Source organism: Microbacterium sp. CFBP9034, assembly GCF_034045255.1.
Classification (GTDB): Bacteria; Actinomycetota; Actinomycetes; order Actinomycetales; family Microbacteriaceae; genus Microbacterium.
This window is the reverse complement of the sequence record NZ_JAXCWC010000001.1, coordinates 2,065,194-2,078,637: the sequence shown is the minus strand read 5'-3', so window position 1 is coordinate 2,078,637 and position 13,444 is coordinate 2,065,194. Positions and strand designations below refer to the sequence as shown.

The following is a 13,444-nucleotide window of genomic DNA, read 5'->3' as shown; positions in this document are numbered from 1 at the left end:
CTCTAGACTATCGGGGTCCCCCGAACCCCCATCCCGGAGTATGCATGCCTTCTCAGGGCCTCGGCCTCGCGCCCCGCCTTCGCTACCTCGCCGGACGCGCGCGTCGCATCGACGTCGGCTCGGTCTTCGAGCGGGCGAAGGAGTCCGCCCAGCAGCACGGCAAATGGACGCCTGCGGTGCTCGTCGACATGCTGTGGTCCGCCGGCTTCCGTCAGGTCGGCTTTCAGGACTACGTCGACTACGACTTCGCGATCCTCCGGCGTGACGAGCGCGCGACGTACATGACGCACCCGGTCTCGAACCAGCTGTCGCAGAAGTACGATCACCCCGACTTCCGGCATGTCTTCCAGGACAAGGTGGAGTTCGATCGCGTGTTCAGCGAGCATCTCCACCGCGAGTGGCTCGTCGTCGAAGAGGGCAATGCCGAGGCCGTTCGCGCCTTCGCGCAGAAGCACGGCACCATCGTGACGAAAGAGCCGGTCGGTCAGGCGGGAACGGGCGTGCACCGGTACCACGCGGCGGAGATCGCAGACTGGGCCGAGTTCCACCGTGGTCTTCTGGAGCGCGGGGAGCTTCTCATCGAAGAGGTCATCCGGCAGCACGCGGACCTCGCCGCCGTCTGCCCGGGCACCGTCAACACCACACGCGTGACCGCGTTCTTCGACGGTGAGACGACCCATATCCTCGCGATGGCCCAGAAGTTCGGCCGCGGGGCGGTCAGCGACCAGATGACGTTCGGCGGGTTCTACACGATGCTCGACGAGAACGGCCACGCGGTCGGACCGGGCTACGACTCGCACGCGCACGTGCACGAGCGGCACCCCGACAGCGGGTTCGTGATCGCGGACTTCCAGCTCCCCCTGATCGACGAGGTGAAGGCGTTCGTCGATCGCGTGGCTCGCGTCGTTCCCCAGGTGCAGTACGTCGGGTGGGACATCGTGGTCACGCCCGAAGGTCCGGTCCTCGTCGAGGGCAACTGGGGCGCCGGTGTCTATGAGAACAAGCCCAGCGTGACCGGCATCCGCACCGGTCACAAGGCGCGCTACCGCGCGGCGATCGGCTTCTGAGCCTCGCGGCTCCCACTCCGCGCGGAAAGGGCGGGTTCTCGTCTCCGAGAACCCGCCCTTCCGTCTCTCTGAGGCGGATCAGACCGCGCGGACCACGCCGAGCGGCGTGGACTGGTGGCCCTGGCCGAGCGGGTTGTCCTTGAGGATCGCGACGAGACGCTTCTCGCCGGCCTTGTCGAGCGTCGACCCGAGGATGTTGCCGCCGAGGTCGTTGATGTCGACCACCGCGACCTCGGGCACCCCGCCGAGGAGGGCCTTCAGGTGAGCGGCGACCTCGCGAGGGCGCTCCGGCCCGAGCACGACGGCCTTGTTGTACGGCGGGATCGTGCCGCTCGTCGGGCCGTCGATCGCCCGCGCCTTGTCACCGGCGATGCGGTAGAAGTCGCCCTTCCGCCCGAACGCCTTCGTGACCGCCGCGACCGAGGCGGCGAACAGGATGCGGAGCGTGCCGCACTCGCGCAGCGCCATCTCCATCGTCTCGGGCATGCCGAGTCCGATGCCATACGGGGTCCGCGTCACGTACTTCGAGAGGAACAAGGCGAGCTTTCGCGGCTTGATCTCGTCGACCGGGTACGACCGGCCCTGCGTGATCGCCACGATCTTCTCGGTCACGAAGAGCAGGTCGCCGTGGCGCACGATCTCCTCGGCGTACTCGCGCACGAACGAGTCGAGATCGTCACCCGGCAGCACGACCCGCGTACGGATCGGGATGCGGGCGTAGGAGGAGCCCTCGATCGAGACGGTGAGCGCCTTTCCGGCGTTCGCCTCGCTCACTCGAGGTAGTCCCGCAGCGACTGCGAGCGGCTCGGGTGGCGCAGCTTCGCCATCGTCTTCGACTCGATCTGACGGATCCGCTCGCGCGTGACGCCGAACGTGTCGCCGATCTGGTCGAGCGTCTTGGGCTGGCCGTCACCGAGGCCGAAGCGCATGCGGATGACGCCCGCCTCGCGCTCGGAGAGGGAGTCCAGGAGTGACTCGAGCTGTCGCTGCAGCATCGTGAAGCCCACGGCGTCGGCGGGAACCACGGCCTCGGTGTCCTCGATCAGGTCGCCGAACTCGCTGTCGCCGTCCTCGCCCAGGGGCGTGTGGAGCGAGATGGGCTCGCGGCCGTACTTCTGGACCTCGATGACCTTCTCGGGCGTCATGTCGAGCTCGCGGCTGAGCTCCTCGGGCGTAGGCTCGCGGCCCAGGTCCTGCAGCATCTGACGCTGGACGCGCGCGAGCTTGTTGATGACCTCGACCATGTGCACCGGGATGCGGATGGTGCGGGCCTGGTCGGCCATGGCGCGGGTGATGGCCTGACGGATCCACCACGTCGCGTACGTCGAGAACTTGAAGCCCTTGGTGTAGTCGAACTTCTCGACCGCGCGGATGAGGCCCAGGTTGCCCTCCTGGATGAGGTCCAGGAACTGCATGCCGCGGCCGGTGTAGCGCTTGGCGAGCGACACGACCAGGCGGAGGTTCGCGCCGAGCAGGTGGCTCTTGGCGCGCTGACCGTCACGGGCGACCCACTGCAGGTCGAGACCCATCTGCGAGGACTTCTCCGCCGCAGACATGTGCGACAGCTTCTCTTCGGCGAACAGACCCGCCTCGATGCGCATCGCGAGCTCGACCTCTTCGGCCGCGTTCAGCAGCGGAACCTTGCCGATCTGCTTCAGGTAGTCCTTGACGGGGTCGGCCGTGGCGCCGGTGATCATGGTCGAGTAGACCGGCACATCCTCGTCGTCCGACGAGGAGATGACGATGGCACCGGTGGGCAGCGGCTCGGAGAAGGCCGGCTTGGTCTCCGCCTCCTCGTCCTCCTCGTCCTCGGCGGCGGGGGCCGTCTCGGGCTCCTCGACGGGCTCTGCGGCCTTCTTCGCTCCTCGGCGCGCGGCCGGGCGAGCGGGTGCTTCTGTCTCGTCGGCGTCGTCGTCGAGCTCGACGTCGATCTCGACGTCCTCGTCCAGCTCCACGACGTCGTCATCGATGTCGCCGGCGGGCTTCGCCGTCTTCTTGGCGGAAGCCTTGGGGGCGGCCTTGGGGGCGGCCTTCGTCGTCTTGGGGGCGGCCTTCGTCGCCGTGCGGGGCTTCGCAGCGGGCTTGGCCGCGGACTTCGCGGGCGCCTTCGCCGGGGCCGTCGCCGTCGTGGTCTCGTCCGCCTCGGTGTCCTGGGCGGCCGAGCGGGCCTTGGTGTTCGTGCTCGAGGTCACGTTTCGCCTTTCACCAGGAGAGCGCGTACCGCACGCCCCCGGTAGATTTCGGACACTAGTAAGACCCTTGTCAAGTCCTCATTCCGCGGGAAAGGCCCCACGGAATCAGTTGACAACGGGTCAGAGCATCCAGTATCGCATACTTGGGATGCGGTGCCAGCACGCCTGGCGACGCGTCGCACCGCTCATACGGACAACGTCCGCGAGCGCGTCAGAATTCCGCTCAGGAGCCGCGCTTGTCCTCGTCGGCGCTCGGGCCGCTGGCGAGGAATCGCTCCAGCTCCGCAGCCAGCTCATCGGCACTCGGCAGATCGCCGGTGTGGATCATCGGCGTCGCGAGCGTCGAGCCTGCCATGTAGGCGTCGTACCGCTCCTCGAGACCTTGGACCATGCGAGAGAGCTCCTCGCTGTTCGCCACCTGATCCTGCACCTTGGCGAGATACTCGCGGTTCTCTTCGCGCAGCTCTTCCCCGGTGAAGACCAGTCCGGTGGCGACCGTGAGGCTGTCGAGAGCTGCGAGGGCCGCCGCCGGGTACTCGGTGTCGCCCAGATAGTGCGGAATCAGCAGCACGAAGCCGGCGACCCGAACCTCGGCCTCGGCCAGGCGGTACTCGAGCAGGTGGCCGGCGGTCGACGGCACCTGGGTGTGCGGCTGCCAGACCGAGTGCGCCTCGGTGAGGTCGGACCGCGTGCCGCTGACCGTCGTCCCGATCGGGCGGGTGTGCGGCACCGGCATGGGGATCGCGTGGACCCACGTGACGGTGGAGACGCCGTAGTCCTCGACGAAGGCGAGGACCGTGGCGGTGAAGGCGTCCCACCCGAAGTCCGGCTCATACCCGGCGAGAAGCAGGAACGGCTGGCCCAGCGCATCGTGGGCGAAGGAGAGCTCGAGCCGCGGCGGGCGGTAGTCGGTCAGGTGGTCCTGATCGAATGAGATGACGGGGCGACGAGCGCGGTAGTCCAGCAGCACGTCATTGGAGTAGATCACGAGCGGGGTCGGCACGAGATCGTCGCGGAAGTAGTCCACGATGCGGCTCACGGCGCTCCCCGCGTCGGTGAATCCGGTCAGGGCGACCACGAGCGGCAGACCTCGCGGAACTGGGGGCGCGGAGGCCGAACGCTCGAACAGCGGACCGGACAGGGGCATACCCCCATGCTACGAGCCCCGCCACGCCGCCGGGTCGCGGTCGTCCCGCTCAGAGCGAACACCTGGACCTCCCTAGGATGGAGACCATGTCGTTTCCCGACCTCGCGTACAGCGATGCCCCGATCCGAGAGTCCGACGCAGACGCCCTTCTGATCGCACTCCCCCCGCTCGACGGCGAAACCGCCCCCGACCTGACGGACTGGCCCGGCCTCCGAGAAGCTCTCGCCGCGACCGGGTTCACCGGATCCTCCGGTTCGCTGCAGCGTGTCTACGCCCCCGAGTCGACCGCGCTCCCGCTGGCCGTCGTGGGCACGGGTGCTGCTCCGGATGCCGCGGCCCTGCGCGACGCGGTGGGCTCGGCCATCCGCACGCTCACCGGCTTCGAGACGATCGCGGTCGCCGCCCCCTTCGCGGACGCTTCGCTGTGGACCGCCATCGCCGAGGGCGCGGGTCTCGGCGGCTATCGGTTCGACGGGTACAAGTCCGAGACGCCGAAGCCCCGGGCGTCGCGCGTCGTCGTCCACGGGTCCGTTGCGGCCGACGAGTCCGCGCTCGCCGCGATCACCGCCGCCGCCGACGCCGCTGCCCTCGTGAAGGACCTCGTCTCCATCCCCGCCGAGTGGCTCGGCCCGGCCGACTTCGCCGAGCGCGCGATCGCATCCGTCGCCGGACTCCCCGTCACCGTCGATGTGATGGACGAGACGGCGCTGCAGGCCGGCGGGTTCGGCGGCATCCTCGGAGTGGGTCAGGGGTCCGACCGTCCGCCGCGGCTCATCCGCCTCGAGTACGCACCCGAAGGGGCGTCACGTCACGTCGCGCTCGTCGGCAAGGGCATCACCTTCGACACCGGCGGCCTCTCCCTCAAGCCCGCCGCCTCCATGGTCGGCATGAAGTACGACATGTGCGGCGCCGCCACCTCGCTCGCCGTCCTCCGCGCCGTGGCGACGATCGGCGCTCCCGTCAAGGTCACCGCCTGGCTCTGCGTCGCCGACAACATGCCGTCCGGCCGCGCCACCCGGCCCGGCGATGTGCTGCGGATGCTGGACGGCACCACGGTCGAGGTGCTCAACACCGACGCGGAGGGCCGCCTCGTCCTGGCGGACGGCCTGGTCGCAGCGAGCCGAGAGCGGCCCGACCTGCTCATCGACGTCGCCACGCTGACCGGGGCGATCACGATCGCCCTCGGCACCCGGTACGCCGGCGTCATGGGCGACGATGCCGCCGTGACGGCCTACCTCGCCGCCGCCAAGGCCGAGGGCGAGTTCGCCTGGCAGCTCCCGCTCCCGGCCCACATGGTGGAGGACCTCGACAGCCCCATCGCCGACCTTCAGAATGCCAAGATCGGCGACCCCGCGGGCGGCTCTCTCTTCGCCGGACTCTTCCTGCGCCACTTCGTCGGTCGCACGGGCGACGAACCGGACGCTCCCCGGATCCCCTGGGTCCATCTGGACATCGCCGGCGTCGGCATGAACAAGGGCGGCGGCTACGGCTTCACCGACAAGGGCCCCACGGCAGCGACCGTGCGCAGCCTCATCCGTCTCGTCACGACAGAGGAGTCCTGATGACCGAGCACACCTTCGATCTCGTCGTCCTCGGCGGCGGCAGCGGTGGCTACGCCGCCGCCCTGCGTGCCGCCGAGCTGGGCAAGTCCGTGGCCCTCGTCGAGAAGGACAAGGTCGGGGGCACGTGCCTCCACCGCGGCTGCATCCCGACGAAGGCGCTGCTGCACGCCGCCGAGGTGGCCGAGACGGCACGGGATGCCTCGGCCATCGGCATCCGTGCGACGTTCGAGGGCGTCGACCCCGCCGGCGTGCGCGCCTACCGCGAGGGCATCGTGGCGAAGAAGTTCAAGGGTCTCGAGGGGCTCGTCAAGGCGCGCGGGATCACCGTCGTCGCCGGCGAGGGCCGCCTCGAGGCGGGACCGGCCGTCCGCGTCGGCGACGACCTGTACCGCGGCACCGATGTCGTCCTGGCGACCGGCTCGTACAGCCGGAGCCTCCCCGGCCTCGAGATCGGGGGGCGCGTGCTCACGAGCGAGCACGCGCTGGAGCTCGACGAGATCCCGGCTCGCGTCGTCATCCTCGGAGGCGGCGTCATCGGCGTGGAGTTCGCCAGCGTGTGGCGCTCCTTCGGCGTCGACGTCACGATCGTCGAAGCGCTCGACCACCTGGTGCCCAACGAGGACATCGCGCTCAGCAAGGCGCTCGAGCGTGCGTTCCGCCGCCGTGGGATCGCGTCCTCTCTCGGCGTGCGCTTCCAGGGCGTGACGCAGACCGCTGACGGCGTCACCGTGGCCCTCGAGGACGGCAAGACGTTCGAGGCCGACTACCTGCTCGTGGCGGTCGGTCGCGGGCCCGCGACCGCGGGTCTCGGGTTCGAAGAGGCCGGCGTCACGCTGGATCGCGGCTTCGTCGTCACCGACGAGCGCCTGCGCACCGGGGTCGACCACGTGTGGGCCGTCGGCGACATCGTCCCCGGACTCCAGCTCGCCCATCGCGGCTTCCAGCAGGGCATCTTCGTCGCCGAGGAGATCGCGGGCCTGTCGCCCGTCGTCATCCCCGACACGCACATCCCGAAGGTCACGTACAGTCACCCCGAGGTGGCTTCGGTGGGCCTCACTGAGGCCCAGGCAGCAGATGCGCGCGGGGCCGACGGAATCGTCGCCTACGAGTACAACCTCGCCGGCAACGGCAAGAGCGAGATCCTCGGCACATCGGGCATCGTCAAGGTCGTCCGCGTCAAGGACGGCCCGGTCATCGGCGTCCACCTCGTCGGCGACCGCGTCGGCGAGCTGATCACCGAGGGGCAGCTCGCGGTCGGCTGGGAAGCACACCCCGAAGACATCGCGCCCTTCATCCACGCGCATCCGACGCAGAGCGAGGCGCTGGGCGAAGCCTTCCTCGCGCTGGCCGGCAAGCCGCTCCACGCGCTCTGACGCTCGGGCTCCGCGGCATCACTAAGCTAGATCCGATATCCATTCTTAAGGAGACATCGTCATGAGCACTTCCGTGGTCCTCCCCGCTCTCGGTGAGAGCGTCACTGAGGGAACGGTGACCCGCTGGCTCAAGAAGGTCGGCGACACGGTCCAGGCGGACGAGGGTTTGCTCGAGATCTCCACGGACAAGGTCGACACGGAGATCCCGTCGCCCGTCAGCGGTGTCATCGAGGAGATCCTGGTCCAGGAAGACGAGACCATCGAGGTCGGCGCCATCCTCGCGAGGATCGGCGACGGATCGGGTTCGCCCGAGGCCGCACCGCAGCCCGAGTCGGCAGAGCCCGCCCAGGAAGCGGCGCCCGCTCCCGAGGCAGCCCCCGCCGAGCAGGCAGCGCCCGCCGAGCAGCCAGCGCCCGCCGAGCAGGCCGCTCCCCCGGCTGAGGCTGCTCCGGCCGCCGAGCCCGCACCCGCCGCTGAGGCCGCACCCGCCGCCGGTGGCAAGGACGTCGTCCTTCCCGAGCTCGGCGAGAGCGTCACCGAGGGCACGGTCACCCGCTGGCTCAAGCAGGTCGGCGATGACGTCGCCGTCGATGAGCCGCTCCTCGAGATCTCGACCGACAAGGTCGACACCGAGATCCCGTCGCCGTTCGCCGGCAAGCTGCAGGAGATCCTCGCCCAGGAGGACGAGACCGTCGCCGTGGGTGCGGTTCTCGCCCGGATCGGCGACTCCGCCGCCGCTCCCGCCCAGGAGGCCCCCGCACCCGCCGCTGCTCCGGCACCGGCACCCGCCGCTGCTCCGGCACCGGCACCTGCCGCTGCTCCGGCTCCCGCACCCGCCGCAGCACCTGCTCCGGCAGCGGCTCCCGCCCCGGCGCCCGAGCCTGCCCCTGCTGCGGCCGCCCCGGCGCCCGCGCCCGCCCCGGCCGCTGCAGCTCCTTCTGCCGCAACTGCCGCGGACGACTCCGACATCGTCTCCTATGTGACCCCGCTCGTTCGGCGCCTGGCGCAGCAGCAGGGCGTCGACCTCTCGTCGGTCACGGGCACCGGCGTCGGCGGCCGCATCCGCAAGGAAGACGTGCTCAAGGCTGCGGAGGCCGCATCCGCTCCCGCCGCAGCTTCGGCTGCGCCGGCCGCCCCCGCACCCGTCGAGATCTCGCCGCTGCGCGGTACCACCCAGCCGATGTCGCGCCTGCGCAAGGTGCTGGCAGAGCGTGCGGTCGCGTCTATGCAGTCGACCGCTCAGCTGACCACGGTGGTCGAGGTGGACGTGACGAAGCTCGCGAACTTCCGCGACAAGGTGAAGGGCGACTTCCAGGCGAAGACGGGCGACAAGCTGTCGTTCCTGCCCTTCTTCGCCCTCGCGGCCGCCGAGGCGCTGCAGTCGTACCCGGTCATCAACGCGACGGTCGACGGCACCGACATCGTCTACCCGCCGAGCGAGAACCTCTCGATCGCGGTCGACACCGAGCGCGGCCTGCTCACCCCGGTGCTCCGGGATGCCGCGGCCAAGAACCTCGCCCAGATCGCGCACGAGATCGCCGACCTGGCGGCTCGCACCCGTGACAACAAGCTGAAGCCGGACGAGCTCGCCGGCGGCACCTTCACGCTGACCAACACCGGCTCGCGCGGCGCCCTCTTCGACACGCCGGTGGTGTTCCTTCCGCAGTCGGCCATCCTCGGCACCGGTGTCGTGGTGAAGCGGCCCGGAGTGGTCTCGGTCGACGGCAAGGACGCGATCTCCGTCCGCTCCTACGTCTATCTCGCACTGTCGTACGACCACCGCGTCATCGACGGCGCAGACGCGGCACGCTTCCTCGGAGCGGTGAAGACCCGCCTCGAGACCGCCGCGTTCGAGGGCCAGCTCGGCATCTGACGCACCGACTCATGGCTGCTGCCCGACGTCGTGGACGTCGCGCAGCAGCCATGCGTCGTCTGAGCGCGCGATGATGACGAGCTGAGACGCCGCCGCTCCGTCGACGGCGTCGACCCGCAGCACGGCGACGCCCCCGAAGTCGTCGAGCAGTGACACTGCGCGGGCTTCGGCCGGCAGGTCGATCACGCCTGCCGTGAGCGCGGTGGCCGGATCGATCAGGAGTCCCGCCACGCACGGGGGTTCCTCACCGCATGCGCGTCGGCGGTCGAGCAGGTCCGCGGTGATCGCAGCGAGATCCGACCCGGGCGGGACGTCCGCGGTCTCGGCCTGTTCGGCGGTGGGCGCCGGTGCGGGCGGCGACGGGATCGCCGACGGTGTGCTGTCGCTGCTGGGTGCCGTGGACGCGGCGCCGTCCGCGGTCGCGACACCGGCGCCGCCGGCGGGCCACATCAGGCCGACGGCCAGCACCGCGATCGCCGTTGCACCGCCGACGAGCCAGGGGGTGCGGCGGGACTTCCCCGGGGCGCGCGAACGGCGCCAGATCGCCGTGGTGGTGCGCGACACGAGGTCAGCCAGGTCGCCGTCGACGTGACGTACGAGCGACTCCCAGAGCGGCGGGCGGCTCGGGGTCTCCGCCTCGGGCGGATCGGAGCGTTCGAACACCGCCAGTTCACGCGCGGTGCGGGACCCGCTGACCGATGTGGCGAGAGGCAGCGGGTCGCAGATGCGGAACAGCTCGTGCTCGGCGCGTTCGATGTCGGCCGAGGAGACCCGTGGCGATGCGACGGCCGCGATGGCGTCGTCCCAGGCCGAACGCCGCGGCGCGTCGGCGGCCAGCGCGGCGAGCAGTGACGCCGTCTCATCGACCGCGGTCCGGTCCGAGGCATCCGTCGCGAGCACCGGGCGTCCTGCGTCGGTGAGCCACCACTCCCCTGTCGCGCCAGAACGGCCGCCGAGCTGCCCGAAGCCGCGCAGCAGGCTCACACCGAGCGTGATGGATTCCCCCGGCTCCAGGGGCGCGCCCGCGGCCGCGCGTCGGGCAAGGAAGTCGGCGACGCGCTCGGGGCACACCGGAAGGGCGACGTCGTGCCCGTCGGCACGCCGCACGACGTCGAGTGCAGCGAGCACGTGGCCGTCGTGATCGGCGTCCCACCCGATCCAGGTGTCGCCCAGCGCCACCGCGTCGACCAGGACGCACCGCTCGCCGGACGGACGCCAGGTCAGCATGCCCGACCACGGCGCATCGGTCGGCGCGGTGACGGGACGCACCGCACGGTACGGCGCGCGCAGGCTGTCGTCGTCACGGGTCACAGCATCAGCGTCCCGTGAGCGGGATCGCGACGACGGAGGTTGCACGATTCGGTGCACGAGATCGCGGCCCCGGCGCCTGGGGAGGAGCGGATGTCATGCCCCTCGGAAAGGTAGGCTGGACCCCATGGCCGCTCGCACTTCCGCACCCGAGAAGCGCCCCGGGTTCTTCTCCCAGCTCCGCACCCTCTACACGTTCACGCACCAGGCATTCCCCTGGCTGCCATGGCTCCTGGTCGGCGTGCTGATCCTCGGTATCGCCGCCGGCGTCGGTGTGGGCTTCCTCATCCCGCCGGTCGCCCCGTGGAGCGTCGTGCTCTGGGGTGTGACGGGGCTCATGCTCGGCATCCTGGCCGGGCTCATGACCATGACGCGCCTGTCGACCAATGCGATGTACAAGAAGATCGACGGGATGCCGGGCGCTGCCGGCCACGTGCTCTCGACGTCGCTCGGCCGCAAGTGGCAGGCCGCCGACATGCCGGTGGGCGTCAACCCCAAGACCCAGGAGGCCGTCTACCGCGCGGTCGGACGCGGCGGCGTCGTCATCGTCGGCGAAGGCGCACGGGGCCGCCTCACGCGCCTTGTCAACGACGAGCGCTCCAAGGTCCAGCGTGTCGCCTCAGGCGTGCCGGTGACGGTGCTCTACGTCGGGCACGGTGAGGGCGAGGTGTCGATCGCGAAGCTCGCCCCGACGATCAAGGCCCTTCCCAAGACCGTCGACCGTGCGACGATGGCCGCCGTGATCAAGCGGATCGAGTCGGTGTCGCAGACGCTGACGTCCATGCCGATCCCGAAGGGCATCGACCCCACCAAGGTCCGGGCGCCGCGCCCCCGCTGATCCGCCTGGGCCGCCGTCCTGCGTGCGGGAGACGGCTGCGCTAGGCGCGGAGGAGGATCGTTCCGGCGGCCTTGTCATGAAGGCCCCGCTGGTCGACGTCCCAGATCGCCGCAGGAACGACGACGATGAGCAGCAGTGTGCGGAGAACGGGCCGCCACAGGCCGACCCACGCTCCGTCCGCCCGCACCAGGCGCAGTCCGAAGATCCGATGACCGGGACTCCCCTGCAGCGTAGGGATGAAGACGATCTGGATCGCCGCGAAGATCGCGAGGATCGCGAGCGGGTCCCACCCGAAGAACCCGGAGATCAGGTACGCCGCTCCATAGTCGAGGAACAGGGCTCCGACGCGTCGGCCGAGCCGGCCGATGGATCCGCTGCCCTCCCGGGGCAGTCCTAGTCGTTCACCGGGGTACTCGTGCGCGCTCTGGGTCACCTCCCCAGCGTATCCAGGCGCTCGTAACATGCCGGAAACAATGGTGTCACTGCCGGGCAATGCCCCACGGGTAGCGTCCACTGCAAGCGCGTACGCGCGCGGCAGTTCCCGATGCCCTACCTCTGGAGCCTTCATGTTCAAAGATTCATCCGAGGTGCTCAAGTTCATCAAGGACGAGGACGTCAAGTTCCTCGACATCCGTTTCACGGATCTTCCTGGTGTGCAGCAGCACTTCAACATCCCGGCCTCGACCGTTGACGAGGAGTTCTTCACGGTCGGCCAGCTCTTCGACGGCTCCTCGATCCGTGGATTCGCGAACATCCACGAGTCCGACATGCAGCTGATCCCGGATGTCTCGACCGCCTACGTCGACCAGTTCCGCGAGCACAAGACCCTCATCATGGTCTTCGACATCTACAACCCGCGCAACGGCGAGATCTACTCGAAGGATCCGCGCCAGGTCGCCAAGAAGGCCGAGAAGTACCTCGAGTCCACCGGCATCGCCGACACGGCCTTCTTCGCTCCCGAGGCCGAGTTCTACATCTTCGACGACGTCCGCTACGACGTGAAGCAGAACTCGAGCTTCTACAGCGTCGACTCCGAGGAAGGCGCCTGGAACACGGGGCGCTTGGAAGAGGGCGGAAACCTCGCCAACAAGACCCCCTACAAGGGCGGCTACTTCCCGGTCAGCCCGGTCGACAAGCAGGCCGATCTGCGCGACGACATCAGCCTGAAGCTGATCGAGGCCGGACTCATCCTGGAGCGCGCCCACCACGAGGTCGGGACCGGCGGCCAGGCGGAGATCAACTACCGCTTCGACACCATGGTGCACGCGGCGGACGACATCCTGAAGTTCAAGTACATCGTCAAGAACACGGCCGAGCAGTGGGGAAAGACGGCGACGTTCATGCCCAAGCCGCTGTTCGGCGACAACGGCTCCGGCATGCACACGCACCAGTCGCTCTGGCGCGGCGGCGAGCCGCTGTTCTACGACGAGAAGGGCTACGGCGGTCTGTCCGACGTCGCACGCTGGTACATCGGCGGCCTGCTCGCGCACGCCCCCGCCGTCCTGGCCTTCACGAACCCGACGCTCAACAGCTACCGCCGTCTGGTCAAGGGCTACGAAGCCCCGGTCAACCTGGTCTACTCGGCCGGCAACCGCTCGGCGGCCGTGCGCATCCCGATCACGGGCTCCAACCCGAAGGCGAAGCGCATCGAGTTCCGCGCACCCGACGCTTCGGGCAACCCCTACCTCGCCTTCGCGGCGCAGCTCATGGCGGGCCTCGACGGCATCAAGAACCGCATCGAGCCGCACGAGCCGGTGGACAAGGACCTCTACGAGCTTCCCCCCGAGGAGGCCAAGAACATCCCGCAGGTCCCGAACTCGCTGCAGGACTCGCTCGACGCCCTCGCGGCCGACCACGAGTTCCTGCTCGCGGGCGGCGTCTTCACGCCCGAGCTGATCGAGACCTGGATCGAGTACAAGATCGAGAACGAGATCAAGCCGCTGGCTGCTCGCCCGCACCCGTTCGAGTTCGAGCTGTACTACGGCGTCTAGCCGAAGCCCGCACGAATCCGTGGCTCGGTGAGCATCGAGTCCACAGAACGTCAGAGAGAGCCCGTCCCGGTCCGCCGGGGCGGGCTCTTTCGT

The 13,444-nt window shown here is 69.6% G+C and carries 11 protein-coding genes; 6 read left to right on the top strand and 5 right to left on the bottom strand.

Annotated elements, in window-relative coordinates; genetic code table 11:
* Positions 1-44 precede the first annotated feature (44 nt).
* Positions 45-1,067 (top strand): sugar-transfer associated ATP-grasp domain-containing protein, encoded by a 1,023-nt coding sequence (locus SOM19_RS09520; protein ID WP_320486279.1) that lies wholly within the window; start codon positions 45-47, stop codon positions 1,065-1,067.
* 78 nt (positions 1,068-1,145) lie between these two features.
* Here the strand turns inward: SOM19_RS09520 and SOM19_RS09515 are convergent, their stop codons facing one another.
* From SOM19_RS09515 to SOM19_RS09505, 3 genes are all read right to left on the bottom strand, one after another.
* Complete coding sequence (locus SOM19_RS09515) at positions 1,146-1,841, bottom strand: coenzyme F420-0:L-glutamate ligase (RefSeq protein ID WP_320486278.1); 696 nt, start codon at positions 1,839-1,841, stop codon at positions 1,146-1,148.
* Positions 1,838-3,259: an RNA polymerase sigma factor gene (locus SOM19_RS09510; protein WP_320486277.1), complete on the bottom strand. Its 1,422-nt coding sequence runs from the start codon at positions 3,257-3,259 to the stop codon at positions 1,838-1,840. The genes SOM19_RS09515 and SOM19_RS09510 overlap by 4 nt, the downstream gene beginning before the upstream one ends.
* A gap of 223 nt (positions 3,260-3,482) precedes the next feature.
* Positions 3,483-4,406, bottom strand: coding sequence for a proteasome assembly chaperone family protein (locus SOM19_RS09505; protein WP_320486276.1), 924 nt, complete (start codon positions 4,404-4,406; stop codon positions 3,483-3,485).
* A gap of 86 nt (positions 4,407-4,492) precedes the next feature.
* Between SOM19_RS09505 and SOM19_RS09500 the strand changes: the two genes are divergently transcribed.
* The 3 genes from SOM19_RS09500 to sucB all read left to right on the top strand — a co-directional run bounded on the left by SOM19_RS09500 (position 4,493) and on the right by sucB (position 9,214).
* The gene (locus SOM19_RS09500) at positions 4,493-5,968 is read left to right on the top strand and encodes a leucyl aminopeptidase (RefSeq protein WP_320486275.1); all 1,476 of its coding nucleotides are present in this window, start codon (positions 4,493-4,495) and stop codon (positions 5,966-5,968) included.
* Positions 5,968-7,341 carry a dihydrolipoyl dehydrogenase gene (gene lpdA, locus SOM19_RS09495; protein ID WP_320486274.1) on the top strand — a complete coding sequence of 458 codons (1,374 nt, stop codon included), beginning with the start codon at positions 5,968-5,970 and terminating at the stop codon, positions 7,339-7,341. The genes SOM19_RS09500 and lpdA overlap by 1 nt, the downstream gene beginning before the upstream one ends.
* Positions 7,342-7,402: 61 nt before the next feature.
* On the top strand, positions 7,403-9,214 hold the full coding sequence (sucB, locus tag SOM19_RS09490; RefSeq protein ID WP_320486273.1) for a 2-oxoglutarate dehydrogenase, E2 component, dihydrolipoamide succinyltransferase: 1,812 nt from the start codon (positions 7,403-7,405) through the stop codon (positions 9,212-9,214).
* Positions 9,215-9,223: 9 nt separating this feature from the next.
* Here the strand turns inward: sucB and SOM19_RS09485 are convergent, their stop codons facing one another.
* Positions 9,224-10,525, bottom strand: a complete 1,302-nt coding sequence (locus SOM19_RS09485; RefSeq protein WP_320486272.1) for a hypothetical protein — start codon at positions 10,523-10,525, stop codon at positions 9,224-9,226.
* 124 nt (positions 10,526-10,649) lie between these two features.
* Between SOM19_RS09485 and SOM19_RS09480 the strand changes: the two genes are divergently transcribed.
* Positions 10,650-11,360: a DUF4191 family protein gene (locus SOM19_RS09480; protein WP_320486271.1), complete on the top strand. Its 711-nt coding sequence runs from the start codon at positions 10,650-10,652 to the stop codon at positions 11,358-11,360.
* Positions 11,361-11,400: 40 nt separating this feature from the next.
* Here SOM19_RS09480 and SOM19_RS09475 read toward each other — a convergent pair whose 3' ends face one another.
* The gene (locus tag SOM19_RS09475; protein WP_320486270.1) at positions 11,401-11,793 is read right to left on the bottom strand and encodes an RDD family protein; all 393 of its coding nucleotides are present in this window, start codon (positions 11,791-11,793) and stop codon (positions 11,401-11,403) included.
* A 133-nt stretch (positions 11,794-11,926) separates the two neighbouring features.
* Between SOM19_RS09475 and glnA the strand changes: the two genes are divergently transcribed.
* Complete coding sequence (gene glnA, locus SOM19_RS09470) at positions 11,927-13,351, top strand: type I glutamate--ammonia ligase (protein WP_320486269.1); 1,425 nt, start codon at positions 11,927-11,929, stop codon at positions 13,349-13,351.
* The last annotated feature ends 93 nt before the right edge of the window (positions 13,352-13,444 follow it).

Coding starts and splice junctions, on each gene's coding strand:
- SOM19_RS09520 (WP_320486279.1), top strand. CDS start 45: ATGCCTTCTCAGGGCCTCGGCCTCGCGCCCCGCCTTCGCTACCTCGCC.
- SOM19_RS09505 (WP_320486276.1), bottom strand. CDS start 4,406: ATGCCCCTGTCCGGTCCGCTGTTCGAGCGTTCGGCCTCCGCGCCCCCA.
- SOM19_RS09500 (WP_320486275.1), top strand. CDS start 4,493: ATGTCGTTTCCCGACCTCGCGTACAGCGATGCCCCGATCCGAGAGTCC.
- lpdA (WP_320486274.1), top strand. CDS start 5,968: ATGACCGAGCACACCTTCGATCTCGTCGTCCTCGGCGGCGGCAGCGGT.
- sucB (WP_320486273.1), top strand. CDS start 7,403: ATGAGCACTTCCGTGGTCCTCCCCGCTCTCGGTGAGAGCGTCACTGAG.
- SOM19_RS09480 (WP_320486271.1), top strand. CDS start 10,650: ATGGCCGCTCGCACTTCCGCACCCGAGAAGCGCCCCGGGTTCTTCTCC.
- glnA (WP_320486269.1), top strand. CDS start 11,927: ATGTTCAAAGATTCATCCGAGGTGCTCAAGTTCATCAAGGACGAGGAC.